The sequence below is a fragment of the Streptomyces sp. NPDC034103 genome (assembly GCF_055575395.1).
On record NZ_JBVISS010000008.1, the window covers coordinates 207,666 to 233,883 of the forward strand.

Annotated in this window: 24 protein-coding genes, 1 tRNA gene, 1 pseudogene and 1 riboswitch; of the genes and pseudogenes, 7 read left to right on the forward strand and 19 right to left on the reverse strand. The window is 72.6% G+C overall.

The genetic code is table 11. From position 1 onward, the window contains the following. Nucleotide 1 precedes the first annotated feature (1 nt). The 3 genes and pseudogenes from ACZ56U_RS19435 (at nt 2) to ACZ56U_RS19445 (ending at nt 3,131) form a co-directional block, all read left to right on the forward strand. Nucleotides 2-1,101: pseudogene (locus tag ACZ56U_RS19435) on the forward strand (amidohydrolase family protein). Nucleotides 1,102-1,116: 15 nt separating this feature from the next. Next, nucleotides 1,117-1,653, forward strand: a complete 537-nt coding sequence (locus ACZ56U_RS19440; protein WP_391235113.1) for an NUDIX hydrolase family protein — start codon at nt 1,117-1,119, stop codon at nt 1,651-1,653. A gap of 194 nt (nt 1,654-1,847) precedes the next feature. Next, nucleotides 1,848-3,131 carry a hypothetical protein gene (locus ACZ56U_RS19445; protein WP_469085225.1) on the forward strand — a complete coding sequence of 428 codons (1,284 nt, stop codon included), beginning with the start codon at nt 1,848-1,850 and terminating at the stop codon, nt 3,129-3,131. Between the two features lie 182 nt (nt 3,132-3,313). Here ACZ56U_RS19445 and ACZ56U_RS19450 read toward each other — a convergent pair. The 8 genes from ACZ56U_RS19450 to tdh all read right to left on the reverse strand — a co-directional run bounded on the left by ACZ56U_RS19450 (nt 3,314) and on the right by tdh (nt 9,984). After that, nucleotides 3,314-3,387 (reverse strand) — tRNA-Pro (locus tag ACZ56U_RS19450). Between the two features lie 81 nt (nt 3,388-3,468). Then, nucleotides 3,469-4,809, reverse strand: a complete 1,341-nt coding sequence (locus ACZ56U_RS19455; RefSeq protein ID WP_469085226.1) for an MFS transporter — start codon at nt 4,807-4,809, stop codon at nt 3,469-3,471. A 314-nt stretch (nt 4,810-5,123) separates the two neighbouring features. After that, nucleotides 5,124-5,483 (reverse strand): MmcQ/YjbR family DNA-binding protein, encoded by a 360-nt coding sequence (locus ACZ56U_RS19460; RefSeq protein ID WP_469085227.1) that lies wholly within the window; start codon nt 5,481-5,483, stop codon nt 5,124-5,126. Between the two features lie 30 nt (nt 5,484-5,513). Then, the gene (locus ACZ56U_RS19465) at nt 5,514-5,984 is read right to left on the reverse strand and encodes a GNAT family N-acetyltransferase (RefSeq protein ID WP_469085447.1); all 471 of its coding nucleotides are present in this window, start codon (nt 5,982-5,984) and stop codon (nt 5,514-5,516) included. Between the two features lie 65 nt (nt 5,985-6,049). Next, a complete protein-coding gene (locus ACZ56U_RS19470; protein ID WP_469085228.1) occupies nt 6,050-6,634 on the reverse strand; it encodes a helix-turn-helix domain-containing protein in 585 nt (194 codons plus the stop codon). 120 nt (nt 6,635-6,754) lie between these two features. Further along, nucleotides 6,755-7,657 (reverse strand): LysR family transcriptional regulator, encoded by a 903-nt coding sequence (locus ACZ56U_RS19475; protein ID WP_469085229.1) that lies wholly within the window; start codon nt 7,655-7,657, stop codon nt 6,755-6,757. Between the two features lie 37 nt (nt 7,658-7,694). Further along, nucleotides 7,695-8,912 carry a glycine C-acetyltransferase gene (locus ACZ56U_RS19480; protein ID WP_469085230.1) on the reverse strand — a complete coding sequence of 406 codons (1,218 nt, stop codon included), beginning with the start codon at nt 8,910-8,912 and terminating at the stop codon, nt 7,695-7,697. Between the two features lie 43 nt (nt 8,913-8,955). Next, nucleotides 8,956-9,984 carry an L-threonine 3-dehydrogenase gene (gene tdh / locus ACZ56U_RS19485; RefSeq protein WP_469085448.1) on the reverse strand — a complete coding sequence of 343 codons (1,029 nt, stop codon included), beginning with the start codon at nt 9,982-9,984 and terminating at the stop codon, nt 8,956-8,958. 233 nt (nt 9,985-10,217) lie between these two features. Between tdh and ACZ56U_RS19490 the strand changes: the two genes are divergently transcribed. After that, a complete protein-coding gene (locus ACZ56U_RS19490) occupies nt 10,218-10,826 on the forward strand; it encodes a GOLPH3/VPS74 family protein (protein ID WP_469085231.1) in 609 nt (202 codons plus the stop codon). 37 nt (nt 10,827-10,863) lie between these two features. Here the strand turns inward: ACZ56U_RS19490 and ACZ56U_RS19495 are convergent, their stop codons facing one another. The 7 genes from ACZ56U_RS19495 to ACZ56U_RS19525 form a co-directional block, all read right to left on the reverse strand. Beyond that, nucleotides 10,864-11,439 (reverse strand): GAF domain-containing protein, encoded by a 576-nt coding sequence (locus tag ACZ56U_RS19495; RefSeq protein WP_469085232.1) that lies wholly within the window; start codon nt 11,437-11,439, stop codon nt 10,864-10,866. 61 nt (nt 11,440-11,500) lie between these two features. Next, nucleotides 11,501-12,100 carry a GTP-binding protein gene (locus ACZ56U_RS19500; protein ID WP_469085233.1) on the reverse strand — a complete coding sequence of 200 codons (600 nt, stop codon included), beginning with the start codon at nt 12,098-12,100 and terminating at the stop codon, nt 11,501-11,503. Beyond that, nucleotides 12,078-12,449 (reverse strand): DUF742 domain-containing protein, encoded by a 372-nt coding sequence (locus tag ACZ56U_RS19505; protein WP_398835358.1) that lies wholly within the window; start codon nt 12,447-12,449, stop codon nt 12,078-12,080. The genes ACZ56U_RS19500 and ACZ56U_RS19505 overlap by 23 nt, the downstream gene beginning before the upstream one ends. Nucleotides 12,450-12,451: 2 nt before the next feature. Further along, nucleotides 12,452-12,886: a roadblock/LC7 domain-containing protein gene (locus ACZ56U_RS19510; RefSeq protein ID WP_469085234.1), complete on the reverse strand. Its 435-nt coding sequence runs from the start codon at nt 12,884-12,886 to the stop codon at nt 12,452-12,454. A 68-nt stretch (nt 12,887-12,954) separates the two neighbouring features. Then, on the reverse strand, nt 12,955-15,021 hold the full coding sequence (locus ACZ56U_RS19515; RefSeq protein WP_469085235.1) for a sensor histidine kinase: 2,067 nt from the start codon (nt 15,019-15,021) through the stop codon (nt 12,955-12,957). A gap of 589 nt (nt 15,022-15,610) precedes the next feature. Beyond that, the gene (locus ACZ56U_RS19520) at nt 15,611-16,846 is read right to left on the reverse strand and encodes an MBL fold metallo-hydrolase (protein WP_469085236.1); all 1,236 of its coding nucleotides are present in this window, start codon (nt 16,844-16,846) and stop codon (nt 15,611-15,613) included. A 71-nt stretch (nt 16,847-16,917) separates the two neighbouring features. Then, nucleotides 16,918-17,757: an MOSC domain-containing protein gene (locus tag ACZ56U_RS19525; RefSeq protein ID WP_469085237.1), complete on the reverse strand. Its 840-nt coding sequence runs from the start codon at nt 17,755-17,757 to the stop codon at nt 16,918-16,920. Nucleotides 17,758-17,953: 196 nt separating this feature from the next. Here ACZ56U_RS19525 and ACZ56U_RS19530 point away from each other — a divergent pair, with 196 nt between their 5' ends. The 3 genes from ACZ56U_RS19530 to ACZ56U_RS19540 all read left to right on the forward strand — a co-directional run bounded on the left by ACZ56U_RS19530 (nt 17,954) and on the right by ACZ56U_RS19540 (nt 20,282). After that, nucleotides 17,954-19,132, forward strand: coding sequence for a Glu/Leu/Phe/Val dehydrogenase dimerization domain-containing protein (locus ACZ56U_RS19530; protein WP_469085238.1), 1,179 nt, complete (start codon nt 17,954-17,956; stop codon nt 19,130-19,132). Between the two features lie 72 nt (nt 19,133-19,204). Further along, the gene (locus ACZ56U_RS19535; protein ID WP_469085239.1) at nt 19,205-19,825 is read left to right on the forward strand and encodes a TetR/AcrR family transcriptional regulator; all 621 of its coding nucleotides are present in this window, start codon (nt 19,205-19,207) and stop codon (nt 19,823-19,825) included. 43 nt (nt 19,826-19,868) lie between these two features. After that, on the forward strand, nt 19,869-20,282 hold the full coding sequence (locus ACZ56U_RS19540) for a hypothetical protein (RefSeq protein WP_469085240.1): 414 nt from the start codon (nt 19,869-19,871) through the stop codon (nt 20,280-20,282). 455 nt (nt 20,283-20,737) lie between these two features. On the opposite strand, the gene ACZ56U_RS19545 is transcribed toward ACZ56U_RS19540, so the two are convergent. The 4 genes from ACZ56U_RS19545 to ACZ56U_RS19560 all read right to left on the reverse strand — a co-directional run bounded on the left by ACZ56U_RS19545 (nt 20,738) and on the right by ACZ56U_RS19560 (nt 26,189). Then, a complete protein-coding gene (locus ACZ56U_RS19545) occupies nt 20,738-21,523 on the reverse strand; it encodes an SGNH/GDSL hydrolase family protein (protein ID WP_469085449.1) in 786 nt (261 codons plus the stop codon). Nucleotides 21,524-21,668: 145 nt separating this feature from the next. Next, complete coding sequence (locus ACZ56U_RS19550; protein WP_469085241.1) at nt 21,669-22,385, reverse strand: DUF6250 domain-containing protein; 717 nt, start codon at nt 22,383-22,385, stop codon at nt 21,669-21,671. 275 nt (nt 22,386-22,660) lie between these two features. After that, on the reverse strand, nt 22,661-23,617 hold the full coding sequence (locus ACZ56U_RS19555) for a M23 family metallopeptidase (protein WP_469085242.1): 957 nt from the start codon (nt 23,615-23,617) through the stop codon (nt 22,661-22,663). Between the two features lie 2 nt (nt 23,618-23,619). Beyond that, nucleotides 23,620-23,779: riboswitch (cyclic di-AMP (ydaO/yuaA leader) on the reverse strand. Between the two features lie 325 nt (nt 23,780-24,104). Then, on the reverse strand, nt 24,105-26,189 hold the full coding sequence (locus ACZ56U_RS19560) for an alpha-galactosidase (protein ID WP_469085243.1): 2,085 nt from the start codon (nt 26,187-26,189) through the stop codon (nt 24,105-24,107). Nucleotides 26,190-26,218 lie beyond the last annotated feature (29 nt).

Here is a 26,218-nt window from a genome sequence, read left to right on the forward strand (position 1 = left end):
CATGGGCGCGGTCCACGAGGCACTGGCCGCCCTGAGCCTGGTCGACCACCACTGCCACGGTGTGGTGACCGACACCCTGGACCGGCCAGGCTTCGAGTCGCTGCTGACCGAGGGCGACCGGTGGCCGGGCGTCTCCACGTTCGACACCCCGGTCGGCGTCGCCGTACGGCGCCACTGCGCGCCCCTGCTCGACCTGGACCGGCACGCCCCGGCGGAGGTGTACTGGCGCGCCGCGCGGAGTTGGGCCCCGGGGAGGTCAACCGGCGCTTCCTGGCCGCCGCGGGCACCGGCACGTACTGCCTCGACACCGGCTTCGGTCCGGCCGAGCTGGCCGCTGACGACGTGCACGAGGTCGTCCGGCTGGAGAGCGTGGAGGAGGCGCTGGTGGCCGAGGGGGTGGAGCCGGACGCGTACGCAGAGGCGTTCCGTTCGGCGGCGCACGCGGCGGTGCGGCGGCCCGGGGTCGTCGGGGTGAAGTCCGTGGCCGCCTACCGCACCGGCTTCGACCTGGACCCGGCCCGTCCGTCGGCGGCGGAGGTCGAGCGGGCGGCGCGGGACCGGGTGGCGGCGGTGGGACGGCTTCAGGACCCCGTCCTGGTCCGTCATCTGCTGTGGACGGCGGTCGACCTCGGCCTGCCGCTCCAGTTGCACACGGGCTTCGGCGACAACGACATCCGGCTGCACCGGGTGGACCCCACGCACCTCACGGACTGGCAGCACCTGACCGCCGGCACCGTCCCGGTCATGCTGCTGCACTGCTGGCCGTACCAGCGGCAGGCCGGCTACCTGGCGGCGGTCTTCGAGCAGGTGTACCTGGACGTCGGCCTCACCCTGCACCACGTCGGCCCGGCGCGGGCGCGCGCGGTGCTGGAGGAGGCGCTGGAGATCACACCGTTCAGCAAACTGCTGTACAGCTCCGACGCGTACGGTCTGGCGGAGTTCTACGCGCTCGGCGCGCTGTCGTTCCGCCGGGGTCTGGGCGAGCTGCTCCAGGACCGGGTGGACGCCGACGAGCTGAGCCTGTCCGACGCCCTGCGGCTCGCCGAGTGGGCAGGAGCACACAATGCGCGCCGGGTCTACCGCCTTCCCGGCCCCTCCTGAAAGTATGATCAAGCAATGTCTGACATGACCGAAACCACGCCCGGCTGGCTGACGACCGACGACCTGGAGCAGGCGCGGGCCCGGATGCCGATCCTGTACGTCGAGGCCGTGCCCGTGCGGGTCGACGACTGCGGCGAAGTCACCAGCGTGGGTCTGCTGCTGCGGATCGGCCCCGACGGGACGGTCAGCCGGACACTGGTCTCCGGCCGTGTACTGCACCACGAGCGCGTCCGCGACGCCCTCATGCGGAACCTGGAGAAGGACCTCGGTCCGGTGGCGCTGCCCCGCATCCCGGCCGCCCCGCAGCCCTTCACGGTGGCCGAGTACTTCCCGACGCAGGGCATCACGCCGTACCACGACCCCCGTCAGCACGCGGTGTCGCTGGCCTATGTCGTGCCGGTGAGCGGTGACTGCCGTCCCCGTCAGGACGCCCTCGACCTGGTCTGGTTCAGCCCGCAGGAGGCAGTGTCGGAGGCGGTGCAGAGCGAGATGCCGGGCGGGCACGGAGTGCTGCTCAAGCAGGCGCTGGCGCACCTGGGCTGCGCGGTCTGAGCGCGGCGCACTGCTCGGCGAGGACCCCGCGGCGAGCCCGGCGACCTGCCGGCGTACCCGGCATGCGTGAAACCCGACGAAAGATCATCGCGGCGTACAACTCTTCGGCCACCGCACACGTCTCATGTCCGGGAACTCCGCGTTCCCGAGCGGTTCGACCGACCGCCATCGTCGATTCACACAGAGGTACTTGCATGTTCCAGGCTCCCCCCACCTCCAGCACGCTCCGCCGGGCCACCGGCGCGTTGGGCGCCGTCGCGCTCCTCGCGCTGGGGGCGGCGCCCGCGGTCGCCGCCGACGACCCGGCGCCCGGGTTGGTGCTGAGCGGGTTCGCGCCGGTGGACGGCCTGAAGCCGGGTGACAGCTTCGACGTGCCGGCGACCTTCACGAACACCGGCGCCCAGGCGCTCGACAAGGTCTATCTGTCGTACGACGTCACCCAGGGGCTGGGCGTCGCCGACGTCCCCTCCAACTGCCTCGTGTACGAGGTCTCCTCGATGGACGAGGAGCCGCGTTCCACCTCGGTCGTCTGCAAGTTCGACCAGACCGTGGAGCCCGGTGTCGTCTACGCGCCGGAGAAGACGCAGGGCGTCGACGTCCTCGACAGCGCCCTCTACGACGAGCTCCGGGTGTCGGTCACCGCGTACGACTCCGGCGGCGGCGACAACTACGGCGAGCCCGTGCCGGGGACCGCGCCCGCGGTGAAGCTGGTCCAGCGGCCGGACGCCACGCCCGCCCCGGCCGGCAGCGCGGAGCACGAGGAGTGGGACGCCGCCACGGTGCCGGTGACGTCGGTGAACACGGCCGACTTCCGGGCGAGCGCGTCGAAGGTGACGGGCAGGGTCGGGGCCACGGTCCCCCTGAAGGTGGACTTCACCAACGCCGGCCCCGCCTGGGTCCAGGCCAAGCGCGACAACCCGGTCACCAAGATCCGCGTGACGATGCCCGCCGGGACGACCGTGGTCGGCGACGCCTCCTGCAAGAAGCTCGAGACGCGCGTCTACCAGTGCGGCACCTCCCAGGACTGGATCGAGGCGGGCAGGACCGAGACCCACACCTTCAAGCTGCGGATCGACAAGGCCGTGGCGGGCGCGAAGGGCTCCGTGCGGCTGGGTACCGAGGCCCGTCCGTTCGACGAGAACAAGGACAACGACAGCGCCGACATCCTGATCGACGTCACCGGGGGCGGCGGCTCGACCGGCGGGGGCGGCTCCACCGATGGCGGCGGCTCGACGAGCGGGGGCGGCTCCACGACCGGTGGTGACGGCTCGACGGACGGTGGCTCCACCGGCGGCGGCTCCACGACCTCCTCGACCGGCGGTTCCGCCACGACCGGCACCTCCGGCGCCACCGTCGACGGGGACCTGGCGAGCACCGGCTCCTCCGCCACACTGCCCCTCGCGGGCGCGGCCGCGGCGGCCGTCGCCGTGGGCGCCGGCGCGATCCTGGTCGTACGCCGCCGCAAGGCCCAGCAGTGACGACCCCCAGCCCGTGAGGCTCCCCTCCTGATCCTCCGCGGGACGGCCTCGTCGGTGATCTCCGTGTCACCGACGAGGCGACCGGGCGCGCGCGGCGACTCTCACCTCACCGAACGGAAGCGTTCGGGGCACACGAAAAAGGGCCCCCACAGGCTCTCGCCTGCGAAGACCCTTCGACACCGTCGGGACGACAGGATTTGAACCTGCGACCCCTTGACCCCCAGTCAAGTGCGCTACCAAGCTGCGCCACGTCCCGGTGTCCGTCTGACCTGGGGTTTCCCCCGGCCGAACGTGCAGGGAAACAATACCGCACTCGGGTCGGTGGTCGCGCACACCTTTATTCGGGGGCGACGGTCCGGGGCTCGCTCGGGTCGGCGGTCCGGGGCCCGCGGGGGCCGACGGTCCGGGGCCCGGCGTCGGCGCGTACGAGGTCGCGTATCGCGGGCACCGAGAGGAGGCAGGCACAGACCACGAGGCTGGTCGCGCCGGCGACGAGGAGGACGCGGTCGGCGCCGAGCACCGTGGCGGACGGGCCGGCGAGGGCCTGGCCGACCGGCATGAGGGCCAGGGAGCCCGCCACGTCGTAGGCGTGGATGCGGTTGAGGGCGTCGGCCGGGACCTGGGTCTGGACGCTGGTCGACCACATCACGCTCCAGAACGCCATCCCCGCCCCGGCGACCGCGGCCCCGGCCATCATCGCCGGTACGCCGAGTCCGGCGCCGACGCTGGCCGGGAAGGCGCCGAAGCCGACCAGGGCGACGGCTCCGGCGCGGAGCATCCGGCGGGGGCGCAGCCGCAGGGCGAGCAGCCCGCCGATCACCGTGCCGGCGCCGAGGGCGGAGTTCACCAGGCCGTAGACGCGCGGCCCGTGCTCCCGGATCACCTCGGTCGCGACCAGCGGCACGGTCGGGCCCGAGACGGCGATCATGTACAGGCCCCAGATGGCGATGACACCCCAGAGCCAGGTGCGGGATCTGAACTCCCGCCAGCCCTCGGCCAGATCGGCCCGGTAGGTGCTGCTCGCCCGGGGCACCGGGCGCTCGTCCGGGACGCGTGCGGGCAGCCGGAGCAGCAGGAGGCACAGGGCGCTCACGGCGTAGGTCGTGGCGTGGGCCGCGAAGACACCGCCGGGCGAGGCGAAGGCGACGAGCACCCCGGCGAGGGCGGGGCCGGCGAGTTGGGCACCGGCCTCGGCGACACGTATCGCGCCGTTCGCGCCCTGGACGTCGGTGGCGAGGCTGCGCACGGTGCTCGCGACGCCGGGCTGGAACAGGGCGCCGGCCACGCCGTTGGCGAAGCCGATGGCGCAGATCTGCCAGAGCACCACATGCCCGGAGAAGAAGAGCGCGGCGGCCAGGGCCTGGGTGCCCACGCGCACCAGGTCGGCGCCGATCATCAGTCGGCGGGTGTCGAAACGGTCCGCGAAGACACCGCCGAAGACGACGAGCCCCGCGAAGGCCGACGCCGTGGCGGCCATCGCCAGACCCACCGCACCGGCGCCGTGGCCGTGCTGGAGCAGGCCCGCGGCGAGGGCGACGGGGAGCATGGTGTCGCCGAGTCCGGCGACCGCCCGGGCGGCGAAGAACAGGGCGAAGTCCCGCGACCACACGGCGGACGGCACCGCCTCCCGGCCCGGACGGCCGACCACGCGGTCGGCGCGCGACGACGTCCCGGTCACGAACCGCTCACCTCTCACGCCCTCCCCGGCCGACGCCGGCCCCCATGAGTCCCACGTGCCGGCCCACCCCGGCCTCTCGCCCCTGCGCCCGCCCCGCACGCGCCCGCGACAGCCGAGGCGCTCCTCCCGCCCATGCACCCGCGGCTCCCCCGGCCCTCACCGCTTCACGGGTTCACAGCTTCACGGCTTCACGGCCCGGATCATGCCATGGGCCACCGATCACCCCCGAGCGATTTTCCCAGCCCCCGGGAGCCGCCTCATGAGCCGCTCAATGAGCCGCCGCACGAGCCGCTTCATGAGCCGCCCCGCTCCGCTCAGCCCGCCTCCGGCCGCCCCAACTCCGGGTAGGACTCCAGCAGTCGGGGCGGGGCGGCCTGGCGCCAGGAGTCGGCGAGGATGTCCCGCAGTTCGTCCTCGTCCTCGATCGCAGCGAGCCGGGCGCGGACCCACGCGAACTGCGCCTCGTGCTCGGCGATCCAGAACTTCTCCGGCTCGGCCAGCACCAGTTCGTCCCGCTCCTCCTTCGGGCAGCGCACCGCGAGGGAGGTCTCCTCCTCGGGCAGCGTGGCGAACATCTTGCCCGCGACCCGGAAGGTGGGCATGCTCCAGGCGATCTTCTCGGTGGTGTCCGGCAGGGACAGGGCGATACGGCGTACGTCTTCGGCATCCGGCATGGCAGGCACCGTAGCCGCTCGCACTGACAATCACCTGGTGGGAGGGCTCGTCCCAAGCTGCTTGTAGTAGAGGGTGGTCGGCCGTAGCACCCCGGCCGGGTCGGCGGCGTAGTCCGGGATCACTCCGGCACGGGTCCAGCCGGCCGTCGCGTAGAGGTGCTCGGCCGGACTGCCGGTCTCGGTGTCGAGGTGGAGGAGGGTGACGCCGGCCTCGGCTGCGGACTCCTCGGCAGTTCTCAGGAGCGCGCGACCGAGACCCTGACCACGGGCGTCCCGGTGGACCATGAGCTTCACCAGTTCGGCGCGGTGGCGGCTGTTGGGCTTGTCGGGGAATGCCAGGCTGACGCTACCGACCGTCCGGTCACCGGCGTGCGCCGCCCAGATCGCGAGCGTCCCGGCGGCCACTCCGGCGGCCCGCTCCTTCCACCAGGCGGTGGCCCCGGCGTGGTCGAGGGGGGCGAGGAAACCGATCGAGGCGCCCCCGTCCACGGTGTCGACCATGAGGTCGGCCAGCGCGTCGAGCCGGTCCAGTACGCCGGTCGCGCTCACGCGCGTCAGGGTCGCGGTCACGGCAGCACCACCGCCAGCACGTACCGCACCGGCTCCGGCCCGGCGCACCGGAACCGCGTCGGCCCCCACACCCGCAGTCGCAGACAGTCCCCGGCCTCCAGCTGGTGCGCGGTGTCCTGCGCGCTCACCTCAAGTGCCCCTTCCAGGACCCAGATGTGCTGTTCCAGACCGGGCACGGGCGGCCGGTCGTAGGCGATGTCGGCGCCCGCCGTGAGCCGGCCCTCGACGAGTTCGCCGCGCAGCCCGGCGTGCGGCGGTGACACGGACCGGCGTACGAATCCGGAGGCCCGGTCCTCCCAGACCGGTTGCTCGGCGGCCCGTACCAGCAGCGCGGGTTCGGCCTCGACCTCGCTGAGCAGCTGGGACATGGTCCGGCCGTAGACCCCGCACAGGCGGTTCAGGAGGGAGGCGGTCGGGCTGATCTCGGCGCGCTCGGCCCGCGACAGCGTCGACCTGCTCACCCCGCTGCGTTCCGCCAACTCGCCCAGCGACCAGCCCCGTTCGGCCCGCAGCTCGGCGAGGCGGGCACCGAGCCGGGTGTCGACGGGGTCGGGTCCGGTGTCGACCACATCCTGTTTCATATTCGGGATGCTATCCCAGATTCGAGATACCCTTCGCTGTGACTCCGCCTGCTCCCGTCCTCCGAAAGCCGGCCGGACGCGGACCGGCGCCCTCCGGCGCCCGCCCTGGTGGGCGGCCCCCTACGCCCGGGCGACCTCGGCGAGCGCCTCCAGGACCGGGCGGATCAGCGGGTGCTCCTCGGCGCCCCGCCGTACCGCCGCGAACACCCGGCGGGTGGGGGCGGTCCCGTCGACGGGGCGTACGACCACACCGGCCAGGTCCATGCCGATCAGAGCCGACCGCGGGACCAGCGCGACGCCCGCGTCGGCCGAGGCCAGGGCGACGACCGCGCGGAAGTCGTCCGAGGAGTGCTCCAACCGGGGCTGGAAGCCGGCGCTCTCGCAGGCCAGGACCACCACGTCATGGCAGGGGTTGCCCGGGTAGGGGCCGATCCACGGGTCCTTGGCCAGCTCCGCGAGCGGCACCTCCTCCGCCTCGGCCAGCCGGTGCCGTACGGGCACGACCGCGTCGAAGGGCTCGGCGTACAGCGGGACATGGGCCAGGCGCGGGTCGTCGGCCGGGGGCGCCCCGCGGTACTCCACCGCCACCGCCACGTCGACCTGCCGGTCCAGCACCATCGGCAGACTGGCGTCGCCCTCCGCGTCCTGGACCCGGATACGGATGCCGGGCGCGGTGTCGGCGAGGCGGGACACCGCGGGCGCGACGACGAGGGCGATGCCGGTCGCGAAGGAGGCGACGGTGACCGTGCCCGCCTCCCCCGAGCCGTACGCGGCGAGCTCGGCCTCCGCGCGCTCCAGCTGGGCCAGCACGGCGTTGGTGTGGCTGAGCAGGATCTCGCCGGCCGCGGTGAGCCGTACGCCCTTCGCGCCGCGCTCGACCAGACGATGTCCCGTCTCCTGCTCCAGGGCCGTCAGCTGCTGGGAGACCGCGGAGGGGGTGAGGTACAGCGCGGCGGCAGCCGCCGTCACCGTGCGGTGGTCGGCCACCGCACGCAGGATGTGGAGCCGCCGCGCTTCGATCATGAGATCGATTGTCTCAAATGCCCCCGTGTACTCCGGCTCAGCCCGCCGACCCCGCCGCAGCCTCCGCGTCCAGCTCCGTCCGCGCGGCGACGAAGGCGTCCACGGCCTGGTTGACGTCGTCCGTGGAGTGCGCGGCCGACAGCTGGACGCGGATGCGTGCCTGGCCCTGCGGCACGACGGGGTACGAGAAGCCGATGACGTACACGCCGCGCTCCAGCAGCAGCTCCGCCATCCTGCCCGCCTTCGCCGCGTCGCCGATCATCACGGGCGCGATGGCGTGGTCGCCCGCGAGGATGTCGAAGCCCTCCTCGGTCATCCGGCGGCGGAACAGGGCGGTGTTCTCGGCGAGGCGGACGCGCAGGTCGTCCGCGGACTCCAGCAGGTCGAGGACCTTCAGGGAGGCCGCCGCGATCACCGGGGCGAGGGTGTTGGAGAACAGGTACGGGCGGGAGCGCTGGCGCAGCAGGGCGACGATCTCCGCGCGGGCGGCCACATAGCCGCCGGACGCACCGCCGAGCGCCTTGCCGAGGGTGCCGGTGACCAGGTCCACCCGGTCCATCACCCCGTGCAGTTCGGGGGTGCCGCGGCCGCCGGGACCGACGAAACCGACGGCGTGCGAGTCGTCGACCATGACCATGGCGTCGTAGCGGTCGGCGAGGTCGCAGATCTCGCGCAGCGGCGCCACGTAACCGTCCATCGAGAACACGCCGTCGGTGACGATCAGCCGGCGGCGCGCGTCGGAGGCGTCCTTCAGCTGGGCTTCGAGGTCGGCCATGTCACGGTTGGCGTAGCGCAGGCGGCGGGCCTTGGACAGGCGGATGCCGTCGATGATCGAGGCGTGGTTGAGGGCGTCGGAGATCACCGCGTCCTCGGGGCCGAGGAGGGTCTCGAAGACACCGCCGTTGGCGTCGAAGCAGGAGGAGTACAGGATCGTGTCCTCCTGCCCGAGGAACGCCGAGAGCCGCGCCTCCAGCTCCTTGTGCACCTCCTGCGTACCGCAGATGAAGCGCACGGACGCCATGCCGTAGCCCCAGCGGTCCAGGGCCTCGTGGGCGGCGGCGACGACCTCGGGGTGGTCGGCGAGACCCAGGTAGTTGTTGGCGCAGAAGTTCAGGACCTCGCCGGGTCGGCCACCCGCGGTGACGGCGACGGTCGCCGACTGCGGGGTGCCGATGACGCGCTCGGGCTTGTGCAGACCGGCGGCGCGGATCTCGTCGAGGGTGGCGCGCAGGTCGTTGCGGACGGTATCGAACATCTCGGGCTCCAAAGAGGGACGTAAGGGCGAGTGAGCCGAAGAATCAAGCGGACCAGTCGAGGATGACCTTGCCGCCGCGACCGCTCGCGGCGTCCGCGAACGCGGCCTCGAAGTCGCGGTAGTCGTAGCGGCCGGTGATCACGGGGGCGAGGTCGAGGCCGCCCTCCAGGAGCACCGACATCGCGTACCAGGTCTCGAACATCTCACGGCCGTAGATGCCCTTGATGGTGATCATCGAGGTGACGATCCGGGCCCAGTCGACCGGGAACTCCTCGGCGGGCAGGCCGAGCATGGCGATCCGGCCGCCGTGCGTCATGTTGGCGATCATGTCGCGCATCGCGACGGGGTTGCCGGACATCTCCAGGCCGATGTCGAAGCCCTCGCGCAGACCGAGGGAGCGCTGACCGTCGGCGATCGTGGATGCGGCGACGTTCAGGGCGAGGCTGACGCCGATCTTGCGGGCGAGCTCCAGCCGCTCCTCGCTCACGTCCGTGACCACCACGTTGCGGGCACCGGCGTGCTTGGCCACCGCGGCCGCCATCAGCCCGATCGGCCCGGCGCCCGTGATCAGCACGTCCTCGCCGACCAGCGGGTACGACAGCGCGGTGTGCACGGCGTTGCCGAACGGGTCGAAGATCGCGGCGACGTCGAGGTCGACGGGGACGCGGTGCACCCAGACGTTGCCGGCGGGCAGCGCTACGTACTCGGCGAAGGCACCGTCCCGGCCGACGCCGAGCCCGACGGTCGCCCGGCACAGATGGCGGCGTCCGGCCTGACAGTTGCGGCACTTGCCGCACACCAGGTGGCCCTCGCCGCTGACCCGGTCCCCGACGGCGATGTCCGCGACGTCCCGCCCGGTCTCCACGACCTCGCCGACGAACTCGTGGCCGAGCACCAGCGGGGTACTGATCGTCTGTTGCGCCCATCCGTCCCAGGACCGGATGTGCAGGTCGGTGCCGCAGATCCCGGTGCGCAGCACCTTGATCAGTACGTCGCCGGGTCCGACGACGGGTTCGGGGACGTCCGCGAGCCACAGCCCGGGCTGCGCCTTCTCCTTGACCAGCGCCTTCAACGCTACGGCTCCTGTGGGTGCGGTCCCGCGCGCGTGCACGCCGAAGCGGCCCGCGTCCGGGAAGAGGGTGGGATCGCGTAGCAATCTGCCGTACGGCACCGCCCCGGGTCCATCGAGGTTTTCTTAACCCGCGCCGCAGCTCCGCTTCACGCCCGCCGCACGTGGCGGGAACACCGGACGGGGGATGCCCGTTGGTATGCGCAGGGACGCACCGGACCGACGGGGAGCCGCACATGAACACCGCACGTGATCTCGCAGTACTCGCCCTGGCGGCGGCGCCCGACACCCCGGTCGAGCAGGGTGACGTCTCGCTCGCGCTCGCGGGTGCCGAGCTGTTGGACCTCGTGGAGGCCGGTGCGCTCACCGTCGACTCCGACCGGATCGTGCCCGGGGCGCCGCCGCGGACCGGGGACGCCCTGCTGGACGAGGCCGCCGCCACTCTCGTACGACAGGAGCCGTACGAGTCGGTCGAGGACTGGCTGTGGCGCCGGGGCGAGGGGCTGTCCGCGGCCTACGCCGCCGCCCTGGAGTCGCAGGGTCTGGCGACCCGGGCCCGGGGCCGCCGTATCCCGGTGCGCACCGGATGGACCGTGCTGCTCGACTCCCCGGAGCGGACCCGCGCGGAGGAGCGCAGGGCCTCCGCCGAGCCCGTCCTCGCCGCACTGGCCACCGCCGCCGGGCTCCAGGAGGAGCCGGCGGAGGCTCCGGACGACCTCACCGACGACACCGTCACGGCGGTGCTGGCGGCCGTCGGGGACGCGGTGATGGAACTGGAGGGCGTGCGGCAGCGACGGGCGATAGAGAACTCCGCGTTCGACAACATCTGGCGGGGCGGGGTCTGAGGCCCCCCGAACGGCTGGGGCCCCAACGGCCGGGGCCTCAGAGCGGGAGGCCGTCCGCCGCCATCCGCTCCAGCCTGGCGGTCAGTTCCGCAGCCGACGACTTGATGGTCTCCAGGCCCCCTCTCCCCCACGGCCGCGGCTCCACGTCGACGACGCACACCGTGCCCAGCACCATGCCGGTGCTGTCGACGAGCGGTGCGCCCAGATAGGAACGGATGCCGAACTCGTCGACGACGGGGTTGCCGGCGAACCGCGGATAGTCGCAGACATCCTCCAGGACCAGTGCCTTGCGCCGGACCACCACATGCGGACAGAAGCCGTGGTCGCGCTCCAGATGGCGGCCGAGCTCCGGCTTGGTCTTCTCGCCCGTCACCACCGGCCGGGCGTCCGGGGTGTGCAGGCCGGCGAAGAACTGCCGGTTCTCGTCGATGAAGTTGACCATGGCGTACGGCGCCCCGGTCCGCGCGGCGAGCCGGTCCGCGAAGTCGTCGAGCACGGGCTCCGGACGCACGCCGAGCCCCAGCCCGTGCAGCCGACGGGCCCGCGCGGGCGCCTCCTTGTCCTCGGGCGTGAGCAGCAGCCGACCGGCCGGGCGCGCCGGGTCGTACCTCATCGGCGGGTTCCGTCGCTGCGGGTGTCGGTCATGTGCGGCTCCGTGGCGGTGGGTGCGGACATCACATGTGGGCGCCATGGCTCGGCGCGGGTGCGGGGGCATGGGCGATGAGATGGCGTACGAGGGTCAGCAGGGTCTGCACGCCCGAGCTGGAGATCCGGGCGTCGCAGCGCACGATGGGGACCTCCGGGGAGAGGTCGATGGCGGCCCGGACCTCCTCCGGGTCGTAGCGGTACGAGCCGTCGAACTCGTTGATCGCGACGATGAATCCGAGGCCGCGCTGTTCGAAGAAGTCGACGGCGGCGAAGCAGTCCTCCAGCCGCCGGGTGTCGGCGAGGATGACCGCGCCGAGCGCGCCCTCGGACAGTTCGTCCCACATGAACCAGAACCGCTGCTGTCCGGGCGTGCCGAACAGGTAGAGGACGTGTTCCGGGTCGAGGGTGATGCGGCCGAAGTCCATGGCCACGGTCGTCTCGACCTTGTTCTCGATCCCTTCGAGGTTGTCGGTCGCGGCGCTGACCGTGGTGAGGAGTTCCTCCGTGCTGAGCGGGGCGATCTCGCTGACCGCGCCCACGAAGGTCGTCTTGCCTACCCCGAACCCGCCCGCCACCAGGATCTTCAGTGCGGTGGGGAAGGGATCAGAGCTGTCGTCGTAGTCCATCGAGCACTGCCTCCAGAAGGGCCCGGTCAGTCGGGTTGTGGGTGAACTCGGGGGGCTTGGTGGTGAGCGCCCCGCAGTCGACGAGGTCGGACAGCAGCACCTTGGTGACGGCTGCCGGCAGCTTCAGATGGGCGGCGATCTCGGCCACCGAGACAGGCGCCCGGCACAGGTCGAGCACCTGGGTGTGTTCGAGGCCGAGATAGCCGAGGGGGGTGGCTCCGGTGACCATCACCTGCGACAGCAGGTCGAGCGCGATGGTGGGCCGGGTGCGGCCGTTGCTGACCGTGAAGGGGCGCACCAGGCGTCCGGCCGCGTCGTCGAGCCAGGGCCCGTCACCGGCCGCCGCCACGCTCAACGCCTCATCGCCGTCGGTTCGCCTGCGTGCTGCCGGGGTGCGGTCACCAGGTAGGGGCGCACGCTCTTGACCAGCATCGCCATCTCGTAGCCGAGGACGGCGGCGTCCGCCTCGCGGCCGGCGAGCACGGCGAGACAGGTACCGGAGCCGGCGGTGGTCACGAACAGCAGGGTCGAGTCCAGTTCGACGACGACCTGGCGGACGTCTCCGCCGTCGGCGAACCGGACCCCCGCGCTGCGGCCGAGCGAGTACAGGCCGGACGCCAGGGCGGCCATGTGGTCGGCGCTGTCGGTGTCGAGGCCGTGGACCGACTTCACGAGCCCGTCGCAGGAGAGGAGTACGGCGCTGGTGGTGTGCGGTACGCGCTGCACGAGGCCGCTCATCAGCCAGTCGAGATCGGATACCTGGCCGGTCGGCGCTTCGCTCGCCATGGGGGATCGACTCCTTGAGGTACGAAGGTCTGCGGGAGCGCTGGGGGGTGGGGTGGAAAGGGGGGTCGTCATCCGGCTGTCGCGCTCCCGTCGTGCCGGGTGGGGGTGTGTTCGGGCTGGGCCGCGGACAGGCCGTCGTGCGCGCCGCGCACCTCGGCCGCACGGGCCGGGTCCATGGCGGGGACGTCGTGGGCCGGCGCGTCCCGGCGGGGGGCGTCCGGCTGCGTGCCATCCGGGGGTTCCGGGGCGGGGTACGTCGCGTCGAGGTACGAGGAGGGCGTCCGGTCCGTGTCGAAGCGGGTCGCCTCCAGGTGCGGGGGGTGGCCGCCGCCGACCGACGGGACCGACCCGGTGTGCTCCGTTTCCAGGTGCTGCCGCGCCTCGGCGAGGCCGATGCCGCGCTGGAAGGCCGCCATCAGACCCGGGTCGTGACCGACGAGGTGCTCGCTCTCGGGGCGGGGTGCCGCCGGGCCGTCGCGCAGCTGGGGCGCGATGTGCTCCTGGGCGCGGCGGCGGGGCAGCTGGGGCTTGCCCATGGTGCCGCGCACGGTGCCGGTGCGCGGGCTCGGCGGTGCGGCGGTCGTCTCGGCGACGTGCTGCCGGTCGTCGGGGCGGATGCCGGGAACGGCCTCCGCCGGGTTGGGCCGCTCCTGGTGGGTGCCGCGGACGGGGAGCGGCACCGGACCACCGTCACCGCGCTCCGGGGCCGTGGCCCGCGGGGCCTGTGCCGGGCGGCGAGGCGTGAACGGTACGACGCGCTGCGGCCCGGTGTCACCGACGGCCCCGGCTCCGGGCTGAGCTCCGGCTCCGGCATACGGGTACTGCTGCGGTGGTACGGCGGTCCCCGCCCCGCCCACCGGACCCGCCGGTGCCCCCGTGCCCGTCTGCGGCGGCGACGGTGACCGCGGGACGGCACCCGGCACATCCTGGTCCGCGCCCAACAGGGCCTGCGGCACGATGAGTACGGCCTGCACACCGCCGTAGATGTTGGTCTGGAGCCGGACGTTGATGCCGTGCCGCCGGGCGAGCTGCGAGACCACGAACAGGCCGATCCGGCCGTCCGCGAGCAGGCTGCCGACGTTGACCTGGTCGGGGTCGGCGAGCAGGGCGTTCATCTTGTTCTGCTCGCCGACCGGCATGCCGAGGCCGCGGTCCTCGACCTCGACGGCGAGCCCGGAGGTCACGAGGTTGGCGCGCAGCAGGACTTGGGTGTGCGGGGCGGAGAACACCGTGGCGTTCTCGACGAGTTCGGCGAGCAGGTGGATGACGTCGGCGACGGCGTGCCCGCGCAGGGTGCCGTCGATGGGCGGGACGAGCTTGACGCGGGAGTACTGCTCGACCTCGGCGATGGCGGAGCGCAGCACCTCGGTCATGGAGACGGGGTTGCTCCACTGCCGGCGGGAGACGGCGCCGCCGAGCACGGCGAGGTTCTCGGCGTGCCGCCGGATGCGGGTGGCGAGGTGGTCGACGTGGAAGAGGCCCTTGAGGAGGTCGGGGTCCTCGATCTCGTTCTCGAGTTCGTCGAGGATGGAGATCTCGCGGTGGACCAGCGACTGCAGACGCCGGGCGAGGTTGAGGAAGACCTCGAGTTTCTGTTCGCTGCCCGCCTGGCTGGAGAGTTGGGCGGCCTGGACCACCGCGGTGACGGCGCCGTCGTGGGCGCGGGTCAGGTCGGCGGCGAGCAGGTCGAAGTCGTCGGCGTCCTCGGGAGGGCCGCCGCGCGGCTTGCGCGCGGGTGGGCCCTCGCCGCGTCGCAGTGCCTCGACGAGGGCCTTGAGGTCGGCCTCGTCGCGCGCGCTGGTGCGCCGGAGCGCGCCGATGCGGTCGCTGACCGCCCCGGCGGCGCGGTCGGCGGCCACGGCGGCGATGAGAATGCCCGCGAGGGTGACGGAGAAGGCGCCCGCGAGCACGCCCCACAGGGTGAGTCCGGGCTGTGCGCCGGTGGAGCGGACCGTGAACAGGACGGCTGCCGAGGCGCTGAGGGCGACCGCGATGGGGGGCAGGACGGCCAGTCGCAGCAGTTGTGGCCGTATGTGGGTCTCGGGCAGCGCGGGTGCGGGCCGGGCGGTCGGCCTTCCGTGCCGGCCACCCTCGCGGCGGTCTGCGCGGGGCGCCGGTGCGCGGAGCTGAGACATCGGTGTCCTCGTACTGGTGGTCCGTCGGGCCGGGTCGCCGGGCGGGCTCGGGTGTCCGCGGCCGGGCTCCCTGGGCCCGGGGCGCGCTCCCGCCGGTTGCCGGGTGCGCTCGCTCCTGGTGGGGCGCGCTCCGACGCGGTCGTCGGTCACCGGCTTCCCCCGGTGCCCGGTTGCGGTCGAGCTGGGGGGCTCCCCATCGCGTCGACTCCCTCCTCCGGCTCGCGGCTGCACGTACCAGACCCCGCTCCCTGATCCGGTCTGATCCGGTCTGATCCTCGTGGCGCTCCCTCAGGGCATGCGCCATCGCGGCGTCGGTCGAGAGCGCCGGGAATTCGGCGCTGCGTCGCTCGACGGACACTCACAGTAGTCGGCACGGCATCACGTGCGGCGGGCAGTTGACAAACTCGTACGGAGAGCGTCCCGCTCTGGTATGAGGCTTCGTACGACAGCCCGATAAGCCCCGCGACTACCTGTTCCGTAAGGGCCGGACTCCGATCGAACCTGGTCAGAAGCGGTCACGAACAAACGGCGAGGGCCGGGGAGCGTCCTGCTCCCCGGCCCTCGACGTCGGCCGTTGCGAGGCTCGCGCTCAGCCCGCGGGCACCGTCTCGGGGTCCCCGGTGCCCGCGGTGGCGGCACCGGGAAGGTCACGGGCCGTGTCGGTCGGCGGTGCCATCGCGGCGACCACGCCGTCCGCGGGCCACCCGCCCGCCGGGGCGGCCGCGACCCCGCGCCACCACGGCTCGCCGGGCACGGTCTCGGCGGTGGGCTCGAAGGGCTCGCCGGGCCGGGGCAGGGCGACCCGGGCCCCTTCCCTGCGGGCCGCCGCGAGCGTGCCCTCCCCCGGGTCCGCCCACGCGTGCGTGGCCAGGTTGAAGGTGGCCCAGTGGATCGGCAGCAGCGGACCGGCCGCGGGCCCGCCCTGGAGGTCGAGGTGGGCGCGCATGCCCTCGTCGGGGGTCATGTGGATGTCGGGCCAGAAGTCGCTGTACGCGCCGATCTGGATCATCGTGGCGTCGAAGGGGCCGTGCTGGGCGCCGATGTCCTTGAAGCCCTCGAAGTACCCGGTGTCACCGCTGTGGTAGATCCGGTGCTCCTCGCCGGCGACGACCCAGGAGGCCCAGAGGGTGTGCTGGGTGTTGCGCAGGCCGCGACCGCAGAAGTGGCGGGCCGGGGTGGCGGTGAGGGTGAGGCCACCGACCTTGGTGGCCTCGTGCCAGTCCAGCTCGCGCAGCCGGTCGGCGGGGACGCCCCAGTGCTCGAGGTGGGCTCCGACGCCGAGCGGCACCGCGAACAGGGTGTCCGTGTCGGCCAGCGCCTTGATCGTGGGCATGTCCAGGTGGTCGTAGTGGTCGTGGGAGATGACGACCACGTCCACCGGGCCGAGCGCGGCCAGCGGGAGCGGCACCGGGTGGAGCCGCTTGGGGCCGGCGAAGGGGAGCGGGGAGCAGCGCTCGCCCCAGACCGGGTCGAAGAGCACCCGCTGCCCGTCGATCTCGGCGAGCACGCTGGAGTGGCCCATCCAGGTCAGCCGCAGCCCGGTGGCGGGCGGCCGGGCGATGTCGGCGAGGGTGGTCGGGTGCACCGGGATCCGGCCTCCGGGGGACCGGCGGGGCCGCTCGTCCTTGTCGAGGAAGACCTTGGCGAACTCCACCATCGAGCCGGACGGCCGGGTCCGGGCCACGCCGCCGGGGTTCTGGAAGACCCCGTCCTTGAAGTTCGGCGATCTACGGATGCGCGCGAGGCGCTCACCGCTCGGATCCACACCGAAGGCCGCGGGCCGCAGCGCGCGGAGCCCGGAGCTCGGGGAACGGAAACCGGACACGGTACCTCCAGGTGGAGTCGGTGAGGCGTTCCATTATGGTCGGCCCCTCCGACAGACCGGGGTCGCCCCGGTCACGGCGCCGTGAACCGCGCCTCGGACTCGCCCCACTCCCTGACGTCGACCTCGTCGCCGACCGCCACCTTGCCCTGCCGCAGCACGGAGAACTTCACACCGAACACGGTGCCGACAGCGCCGCGCCGGTATCCGGCGAGCGTGCGGATGGGCTCCGGGCCGGCCTTGGCGCCGCGCTCCTGGTCGACCAGAGTCACGGCGCAGCGGACGGCGAGCTTGGCGTAGGCCAGCTCGGCGTCGCCGACCAGGACGCGCCGGGCCCGGTCCTCGGTGTGGGGGACGTCCCAGCCGCCGACCACGATGTTCGGGCGAAACCGGTTCATCGGCAGGGGTTCCCCGCCGCGCTCGGCGATCCTCTCGTTGAGCAGGTCGAGGCTGGACCGCGACAGCACGTGCAGGGCGCCGCTGTCGGCCCAGCCCGCGGTGCCCGGGGTCCTGCCGTCGGTCACCCGGTCGTGGTCCGGCGGCACCCGCACCAGTCTGCTCGGCACGCCGAGCACCTCGGAGAGCCACCCGGCCGCGGTGTCGCCCTGGTCGATGCCCCGGTACGGCTTGCCGAAGAGGTCGACCGGCCGGCGGGCCCCGGTGGTGTCGACGTCGACGGCCACCTCGCCGTGGTCCGGCGCCCGCAGCGTCAGCCGCTCGCCGGCGGCGTCGAGGCCGGGCAGGATCAGCGCCAGCCGGGGGTGCCGGCGCTGCGTGCGGAAGACCCCGTCCTCGCTCACCACCATGAAGGCCCGGTCGTGGGCCGGCCCGGCCGGTGTCACCACCGCCTCGCTCGCCGAGATCCCGGCGCATCCCTTGACCGGGTAGTACAGCAACTCGACGACGTTCGCCACGTCCTCGCCCCCTCCGACGACCGGTGCCTTCCCCAAGAGGACCCAACAGCGCCGGCTCCGCGCGCGTCAACCGGTTTCGGCCCGCGTTGACAGCGTCCCGACGGCGTCCTGATACTGACTCGCCGTTCAGTAATACGCCCGGCCGCCCGGTTTCGCCCCCTCACCCCCTCGCCCCCTCGCTCAGGAGAGACCTCCGATGACCACCCCCCTGCTCTCGCTCACCTGGACCGACCACGTCACCGGCCGCCAGGGCTTCCTGGTCGTCGACCGGCTGGTCCGGGGCGTGTCCAGCGGCGGGCTGCGCATGCGCGAGGGCTGCACCCTGGACGAGGTCACCGGACTGGCCCGCGGCATGACCATGAAGGAGGCGCTGCACTACGACCCCGAGAGCCGTTACGTCCCCCTGGGCGGCGCCAAGGGCGGCATCGACTGCGACCCGCGGGACCCGGCGGCGTACGGGATCCTCGTGCGTTTCCTGCGCGCGACGCGACCGTACGTCGAGGGCGTGTGGACCACGGGCGAGGACCTCGGGCTCACCCAGGACCTGGTGGACCGGGCGGCGGCCGAGGCCGGGCTCGTCTCCTCGATCCAGGCTGTGTATCCGCTGCTCGACGACGAGACGGCGGCCCGGCGACGGCTCGCGGACGCGTTCGCCGTGGAGGTGGACGGCATCGGCCTGGACGAACTGGTCGGCGGCTGCGGGGTCGCCGAGTCGGTGCTCGCGGCCCTGGACCGGGCGGGCGTGCCGTGCCCCGGCACGCGGGTCGCGGTGCAGGGGCTGGGCACGATGGGCGGGGCCACGGCACGCTTCCTCACGCGCGCGGGGCTCACCGTCGTGGCCGTCGCCGACATCAAGGGCACGATCGCCAACCCCGCCGGGCTGGACGTGGAGGCACTGCTGCGCGCGCGGGACGCGTACGGCACCGTGGACCGTGCCGCGCTGCGCCCCGGCGACCGTGAACTGCCGGGCGACGCCTGGCTGTCCACCGACGCGGAGGTGCTGGTGCCCGCGGCCGTGTCGTACGCGATCGACGCGGCGAACCAGGGGCGGGTCACCGCCCGCTGGATCGTGGAGGCCGCGAACATGCCCGTCCTGCCCGCCGCGGAGGCGCTGCTCGCCGCGCGCGGTGTCACCGTCCTGCCCGACGTGGTCGTGAACTCCGGGACGAACGCCTGGTGGTGGTGGACCCTGTTCGGCGACATCGGCCCCGACGCCGACGAGGCCTTCGCGCACACCCGCCGCGCCATGCGGGCCCTGGTCGACCTGATGCTGGCCCGCGCGGAGGCCGACGGCACGTCACCTCGGGCCGCCGCGCACGCGATCGTCGAGGACCGGCTGCCGGTGATCGCGGAACGGTTCGGGTGGTACCGGTGACGGCGGCCGTCCGGCGGCCTGGGCTCCTGCGGAACCCGGTCTCCCCGGGCCCCGCCTGGATAGGGTGACCGGGTGGCGAGAGTGCGGTTGGACGTGGCCGAGCGGCGTGCGGAGTTGCTGCGGGCCGCCGTGGAGCAGATCGAGGCGCGGGGCGTGGCGGCGGTCAGGATCGCCGACGTGGCCGCGGCGCTGGGGGTGAGCAACGCCCTGGTGCTCTACCACTTCTCCACCAAGGAGAAGCTGGTCGCCGCCGCGTTCGCCCACGCCGCCGCGGACGACCTCGCCCACCTGCGCAAGCTGCTCGGCCGGCGGACGACGGCGCTGCGTCGACTGCGCTCGGCCGTGCGCTGGTACGCCCCGACCGGCCACGCCAAGGGCTGGCGGCTGTGGATCGAGGGCTGGGCGGCGGCGCTGCGCGAGCCCGCGCTCCAGGAGGTCACCCGGGACCTCGACCGACAGTGGAAGGCGGCGATCGCCGAGGTCGTCCGGGAGGGCGTGGCCGCGGGCGAGTTCCGCTGCCCCGACCCCGAGGGTTCGGCGCTGCGCCTGACGGCGTTCCTCGACGGTCTCGCCGTGCAGCTGACCTCGTACCCGAAAGCGGTGTCCCGGGCCCGCGCGCAGGAGTGGGCGGACGAGGCGCTGGCCCGGGAACTCGGGCTGGGCACCGGCACGTTGAGCGCCCAGGAGGGCTGAGGGAGCAGCCCTGGCCCTCCGTCGACAGAAGAGGGTCCCGCCCATGGTCCGTTCGACGGCCTCCGCTCCCCTGCCGAGCACGACGAAGGTGCTGTCCATCGGGCTGGACCCGCGCGTCCTCGACTACGGCCGACTGCCCGAGGGGATCGACGAGAAGGCCTTCACGGCCCGGATCGAGGCGGCGCACACGGCACTGCGCGAGGCGGGGTTCGATGTGCGGTCCTGCCTGATCGGGACCGCGGCGGACGAAGCCGAGGCGGCCGTCCGGGAAGCGCTCCGGGCGCACACGTTCGGCTTGGCGATGATCGGGGGCGGTGTCCGGATGATGCCGGAGCACACCGTCCTGTTCGAACGACTGGTCAACCTCCTCGTCGAGGAGGCGCCCGGCATCCGGTTGTGCTTCAACTCCGCGCCGGAGAACACGGTCGAGACGCTTCGCCGGTGGATCCGGGCCTGATCGGCTCCCGCTGAACACCATCGGCCACGAGAAGACGCTCCACGAGCTCCAGCTCGCCCTTCGGGTGCCTCAACGGCTCCCCCTCGCCCCTCGGGCCCCTCCGCAAGCCGCCGCCACCGACGCCGTCGCCGTCGCCGTCGCCCTGAGCTGTCCCGGTACCGGCGGCACCCCACGCCAGTGGCATCGGTGAGGGCCTCCAGCAGGGCCCGGAGGTGACGGCCCCAGTCGCCGGTGCGGCAGCACCGCGCAGCCCCGGGGCGGAGGGGCGCGGCCATGACCGTGACGGTCGTACGCGGAACAGGCATGCGCGACCGGCCCTCCGGGAATCGGGCGTCGGGTGGCGGTGTGCCGTCACCCGACGCCGGCCCGGAAGCCGAACCGCACACACCCCCGCGCGGTCACCTCACTGGTCCGCAGCGGCCGTCACGCGCCTCACGAGGCCGCTCTCCGGCTCGTCAGGCGACCGCCGCGATCCGCATCTTGATGTCGTCCGGCGACAGCGCGCCCTTGGCCGTCACATGGTCGCCCGAGGACTCCCCGCGCAACCGGCGCCCGATCCACGGCACCAGGTACTCGCGCGCCCATTGCACGTTGTCGCGCCGGACGTCGAGGGTGCCGCGCGGCGGCAGCGGGGGCCACGCCTGGTCAGGGTCGGCGGGAACCTCCAGACCGAGCACCTGGCCCGCCCGGAGCGCCACGCGCGTGTGCCCGTCCGCCGACAGGTGGAGCCGGTCTCCGTCCCAGGCCCTGCGGTCCTGAATCGTCTTCAGGGACCACAGGTCGAGCACGGGACAGCCGTAGCGGTCGGCGACCGCGCGCACATGTCCGTTGTACGTGGCGATCTTGCCGCGCAGGTGCTTGAGCACGGGCACGCCACGGGTGTCGAAGCCGGTGGTCACCATCACGGTGCCGCACGCCTCGGTGAGCCGGGCGATCGCCCGCTCGAAGCGCTCGGCGACCTCGTCGGGGTCACTGCCGGGCCGGAGGATGTCGTTGCCGCCCGCGCAGAAGGAGACCAGGTCCGGCGCGAGGGCCACGGCCTTGGGCAGCTGGTCCTCGACGATCTGGTCGAGGAGCTTCCCGCGTACCGCGAGGTTGGCGTACGTGAACGCGCCCTCGGGCCGCCGGTCCGCCAGGAGCACCGCGAAGCGGTCCGCCCAGCCGACGAACGCCCCGTCGGGGCCGGGGTCGCCGACGCCCTCGGTGAAGCTGTCCCCCACCGCAACGTACGACCCGATCACTGCTCTGCTGTCACTCTTCGAATCGTCTGCCACGTCGGCCCATGATTCCCCTTCGAATGTGACCTACGCGACCGTAAGGCGGGATTGACGGGCGGTGAGATAAGCCACTCCTAAAGTGTTCCCCAAGCCTGGAATAGGCCTCCGATCACTGGCGTTGAGGGCTCAGCCGCCATACCCGGAAGTCGTGCAGGCGGAAGTGGCTCCACGTCGTCCGGAAGGCGAAGTGCCCGCTCGTGTACGGCTCCGGGTCGGTGTGGTCGAAGACGAGGCGCCCGTTGTTCCACCACCGCTGGGTGGAGCCGTCGGAGACGATCCGGACCCGGTGGGGCTCGTTCGGCACGAGCAGCGGCTCCGTGTAGTCGTAGATCAGCGGACGGACGCCGGCCTCACCGACGTAGCGCCGCAGCCGGGTCGTGGTGTTGGTGTTGGCGCCGTAGCCGACGTAGTACGTCCGGAGGTGGTCGTACTCGGCCAGCGCCCCGCCTCGCTGAGTGGCGAAGAGGTCCGCGGGGGAACGGACGTCGACCGCGTTCCAGAAGTTGTTGAGGTCGGAGACCCGGTCGTTGACGCCGCCCTCGGACACGGGCGTGGCCGTGTACTCGATGACGTAGGGCCCTTCGAGCCGCTTCCTGAACCAGATCGTCGCGCCGGCCGGTACCTCGACCTCCAGGGCGCCGCGGGAGGCGGTGACGGTGCCGCCCTTCTCCAGCTCCACGGCCCACTGGCGAAGGCCGTGACGGAAGTCGTCGTGGGCGATCAGGCGACGGTGGCGGGGCCCGGCGGCGGCGTTCCCGGCGGGGCCGAGGGCGGCGAGCGCGGCACCGGCGGCGAGCGCGCCGAAGGCTCTACGGGTGGTCGTCATACTGCTCCTCTGTGAAAGGGCCGGTCGGCCACCTTGCGGCGCCCCTGGACGCTCGGGGGAAGCGGTGCCCCCGAGATGCGCGTATCGGCGAGCGAGGATAGAAAGCGCTTGCTCGGCGGCGAGGATCACCCTGCCCTCACCCACCCCTTCCTGTCGATGCCCCGGGCACCCGCGCCACAGGAACGCAACGCCGCGGTCACGAACGCACCCACGGCAACACCGAAGGCCGGACCCGGGGATCGGGGTCCGGCCTTCGGTGGCACGTGGAGTGGGGGTCAGCCGACGGAGACGCCCTTCGCGCGGAGGTAGGCGACCGGGTCCACGTCCGAGCCGTAGTCCGGGGTGGTGCGGATCTCGAAGTGCAGGTGCGGACCGGTGACGTTGCCGGTCGCGCCGGAGAGTCCGACCTGCTGGCCCGCGGAGACGGTCTGGCCGGACGAGACCGAGAGCGAGGACAGGTGGGCGTACTGGGCGTAGTAGCCGTCGGCGAGCTTGATGACGACCTGGTTGCCGTACGCGCCGCCCCAGCCGGCGGAGACGACCGTGCCGGCGCCGACGGCCTTGAGCGAGGTACCGGTCGGGACGACGAAGTCGACGCCGGTGTGGTACCCGCTGGACCACATGCTGCCGGCCATGCGGTACGGCGTGCCGACGGTGGCACCGGCGACCGGGAGCGTGAAGCCGCCGGCGCTGCTGCTCGCGCCGGTCGACTCGCTGCTCTGGGTGGCGGCCGTCGTGCTCGACTTCGAGGAGGCCTTCGAGGACGAACCGGACGCGGAGGACGAGGACTTCCGGGTGCTCGTGGACGTGTCCGCCGACTTCTCCGTGCTCGCCGCGGCCTTCTTGCCGAGGGTCAGCTTCAGACCGGGGTGGATCAGCGACGGGTCGGAGCCGACGATTTCGCGGTTGTCGGAGTAGAGCTTCTGCCAGCCGCCGCTGACGTTCTGCTCGTCGGCGATCTTCGAAAGATAGTCACCGGCCCGCACCGAATAGGTGCGCACGGTCGCGGTGTTCGCGGCGCTCTTCTTCTCCGCCACCTTGTCGACAGCCGTCTTCTCGGCGGCCGGAAGGGACTGGACGGCCTTTTGCGCAGCGGACTGTGAGGGGGCCGCGTGGGCACCCGCGGCACCCATCAGCGGGAGGGCGAGTGCCGCTCCGCCGGTACCGGCGACGGCGATCGAGCGGGTCAGGCGCTGGGCCTTCGGACGGCGGTGCTTACCCTTCGCGGGCATGGCGAATTCCTCTCCGGCGCCTACGAGGTGAGCTGTCGGGTGCGAGCTGGAGATGCCCGGCCGCACCGAGGTGCGGCTTAACCCCTAGCCGTTCCGGAGACCGGAACAGGCAGTTGTACCTGTGGGTCCCCCGCTCCTGCCGTTCACGGGTGAGTAGTGGGGACTCCGGGCGGCGGCAGGATTGGGCGTCCGTCCGGATGGATGGCGAACGTAAGCGAGCAGGACGCAAAGGGACAAGTAAGAGGTTCCAGGTGAATGCGTTCCTCGTGATCCCCTGTGGGAATTACCGGTCACCGTGCGTGAATTACGTCCGCCTCCACCCCTCCAAACCCCAGGAAAAACATGGAGATTACGTGAACATGACGGGCGACGCACCGTCACGGGTATGACGCTCCTCACGTGCCCGATTCACAGGTCCCGCTATTCCAGAGCGAGTTGGAATGAACGCATCGCAACACGAATGAAGGCGCCAATTCGGACAGAAGGCTCAGATGCGGCGCAACCGAAGAACTGTCGCATCCAAATCGCCCCGCAAGCCGACGCGAAGTCCGTGATGCAGCAATACAGCCCCTCTGTGGATTTCGCCCGTTTCAAGGCATTCGTACGACGCCGCCGGATCGAGCCCCCGCAGCCGCAGCGCCGGCACCGGCTCGCCGTAGCTCTGCGCCTGGAGCGAGGCGAGGACCACGGTCTCGTCCCCGAGGACGTACTGCACGGCGCTCAGCCCGCCCCGCGGCGGCCGCAGCCGGTACTGGTCGCCGCGCTGCACCAGGGGCCGGATCTCCTTGTAGAGCTCCACCCACTCACGGGCCTCGGCGAGCTCCTCCTCGGTCCACCGGGTGAGGTCGCCGCCCACGCCGAGCACCCCGGCCATGGCACTGACGAACCGGAACCGCAGCGAGCTGACCCGGCCGTTGAGCATGGCGTTCGGGCTGTCGGTCACCCAGGCGGCCATCACGCGCGCGGGGTGGATCTGGCTGAAGCCGTGCTGGATGGCGAGCCGGTCCAGCGGATCGGTGTTGTCGGAGGTCCACACCTGGTCGGTCCGGCTCAGCACACCGAGGTCGATCCGGCCGCCGCCGCCCGAGCAGGACTCGAAGGCGACGTCCGGGTGGGCCGCCCTGAGCCGGTCCAGCAGGGCGTAGAAGGCGTGCACGTGGTCGACCCAGAGCCGCTGCGGATACGGCTCGCCGGGCCAGCCGGCGTCGGTGAAGCTGCGGTTGAAGTCCCACTTCACGTAGTCGATCGGGGCGCCGGCCAGGAGGGCGTCGAGCCGGCCGAACAGGTACTCCTGGACGTCCTCGCGCGCCAGGTTCAGTACGAGCTGATTGCGGAATTCCGTCCGCTTTCGTCCCGGCTGGTACTGGACCCAGTCCGGGTGCGCCCGGTACAGATCGCTGTCCGCGTTGACCATCTCCGGCTCGACCCAGATCCCGAACTGCATGCCGAGCGCGTGCACCTGGTCGGCCAGCGGCTTCAGGCCTCCGGGGAAGCGGTCCGGGTTGGGCGCCCAGTCGCCGAGCCCGGCGCGGTCGCTGGTACGGGCGCCGAACCAGCCGTCGTCGACCACGAAGAGCTCGACGCCGATGTCCGCGGCGCGCCGGGCGAGCGCCTCCTGCTGCTCCTCGGAGATGTCGAACTCGGTGGCCTCCCAGGAGTTGAACAGCACCGGCCGGTCCCGGTCCGCGTCCGGGACGACGTACGTCCGCTGGTACGCGTGCCAGGCCCGGCTCGCGCCCCCGAAGCCGCCGTCGCTCCACAGTCCGGCGAAGACGGGCGTGGTGAAGGTCTCCCCCGCCGCCAGCCGCAGCAGACCCGACTCGTCGTACCCGGCGCCGCCGGTGATCTGCACACGCGCGTCCAGGAGTTGGGCCACGGTGATCCGCCAGGAGCCCGACCAGCCGAGAGCGCAGCCGTACACTTCGCCGCGCTCCTCGGTGGCGTCGGTGTCCAGCGCCACCCACGGCAGGTGCTGGTGCCCGGTGTGGCCGCGGCGGCTGCCGATGACCTGCTCGCCGTAGGTGAGCGGCGCGCTGGTCAGCCGGGACTCGGCGGCCCAGCGGCCGTGCAGATGGGACAGCCGCCAGTCCTCGCGCTCGGGCAGCGTCCAGGTGGCGGAGTCGGCGCGCAGCAGCTCCACGGCGTCGGGCCCCTGGTTGTCCAGGCCCACCCAGCGCTCCACGACGTCGCCGCGCATGCGGTAGTGGAGCGTGATCGCGAGTCCTCCGTCGCGGAAGCGGAGCCGCAGTTCGTCGCCCCCGGCGCCGTTCGGCGCCTCGTACGCCTCGAAGCTCCACTCGGTACCGCGCCGCTCGCCCGCGCGCACGGACAGCGCGGGGCGCACGAAGCGGGGGCCGCCCTCGACGGGGTACTCCTCACGGCCGTCGAGCGGGGACTCGAAACCGCGTTCGGCGGGCAGCGGCCGGGCGGCGAGTTCCTCGGCGTCGGCGAGCGTGATGCTCGGGCCCCAGTGGAGGTGCAGCAGAACGTCGTCCTCGGTGAGGTGGACGGCGTAACTGCTGGCCGGCCCGGAGAGAAGCCAGGTACGGCCGGTTTCGGAGATCTCCAGCATCAAACCCTCACACATTCGAACATGGACGC

Excerpts from the sequence above, each read along its gene's own strand:
- ACZ56U_RS19440 (WP_391235113.1), top strand. The coding sequence starts at position 1,117 with ATGTCTGACATGACCGAAACCACGCCCGGCTGGCTGACGACCGACGAC.
- ACZ56U_RS19445 (WP_469085225.1), top strand. The coding sequence starts at position 1,848 with ATGTTCCAGGCTCCCCCCACCTCCAGCACGCTCCGCCGGGCCACCGGC.
- ACZ56U_RS19460 (WP_469085227.1), bottom strand. The coding sequence starts at position 5,483 with ATGCCGGATGCCGAAGACGTACGCCGTATCGCCCTGTCCCTGCCGGAC.
- ACZ56U_RS19465 (WP_469085447.1), bottom strand. The coding sequence starts at position 5,984 with ATGGTCGACACCGTGGACGGGGGCGCCTCGATCGGTTTCCTCGCCCCC.
- ACZ56U_RS19470 (WP_469085228.1), bottom strand. The coding sequence starts at position 6,634 with ATGAAACAGGATGTGGTCGACACCGGACCCGACCCCGTCGACACCCGG.
- ACZ56U_RS19475 (WP_469085229.1), bottom strand. The coding sequence starts at position 7,657 with ATGATCGAAGCGCGGCGGCTCCACATCCTGCGTGCGGTGGCCGACCAC.
- ACZ56U_RS19480 (WP_469085230.1), bottom strand. The coding sequence starts at position 8,912 with ATGTTCGATACCGTCCGCAACGACCTGCGCGCCACCCTCGACGAGATC.
- ACZ56U_RS19490 (WP_469085231.1), top strand. The coding sequence starts at position 10,218 with ATGAACACCGCACGTGATCTCGCAGTACTCGCCCTGGCGGCGGCGCCC.
- ACZ56U_RS19495 (WP_469085232.1), bottom strand. The coding sequence starts at position 11,439 with ATGAGGTACGACCCGGCGCGCCCGGCCGGTCGGCTGCTGCTCACGCCC.
- ACZ56U_RS19500 (WP_469085233.1), bottom strand. The coding sequence starts at position 12,100 with ATGGACTACGACGACAGCTCTGATCCCTTCCCCACCGCACTGAAGATC.
- ACZ56U_RS19510 (WP_469085234.1), bottom strand. The coding sequence starts at position 12,886 with ATGGCGAGCGAAGCGCCGACCGGCCAGGTATCCGATCTCGACTGGCTG.
- ACZ56U_RS19515 (WP_469085235.1), bottom strand. The coding sequence starts at position 15,021 with ATGTCTCAGCTCCGCGCACCGGCGCCCCGCGCAGACCGCCGCGAGGGT.
- ACZ56U_RS19530 (WP_469085238.1), top strand. The coding sequence starts at position 17,954 with ATGACCACCCCCCTGCTCTCGCTCACCTGGACCGACCACGTCACCGGC.
- ACZ56U_RS19540 (WP_469085240.1), top strand. The coding sequence starts at position 19,869 with ATGGTCCGTTCGACGGCCTCCGCTCCCCTGCCGAGCACGACGAAGGTG.
- ACZ56U_RS19550 (WP_469085241.1), bottom strand. The coding sequence starts at position 22,385 with ATGACGACCACCCGTAGAGCCTTCGGCGCGCTCGCCGCCGGTGCCGCG.
- ACZ56U_RS19555 (WP_469085242.1), bottom strand. The coding sequence starts at position 23,617 with ATGCCCGCGAAGGGTAAGCACCGCCGTCCGAAGGCCCAGCGCCTGACC.
- ACZ56U_RS19560 (WP_469085243.1), bottom strand. The coding sequence starts at position 26,189 with ATGCTGGAGATCTCCGAAACCGGCCGTACCTGGCTTCTCTCCGGGCCG.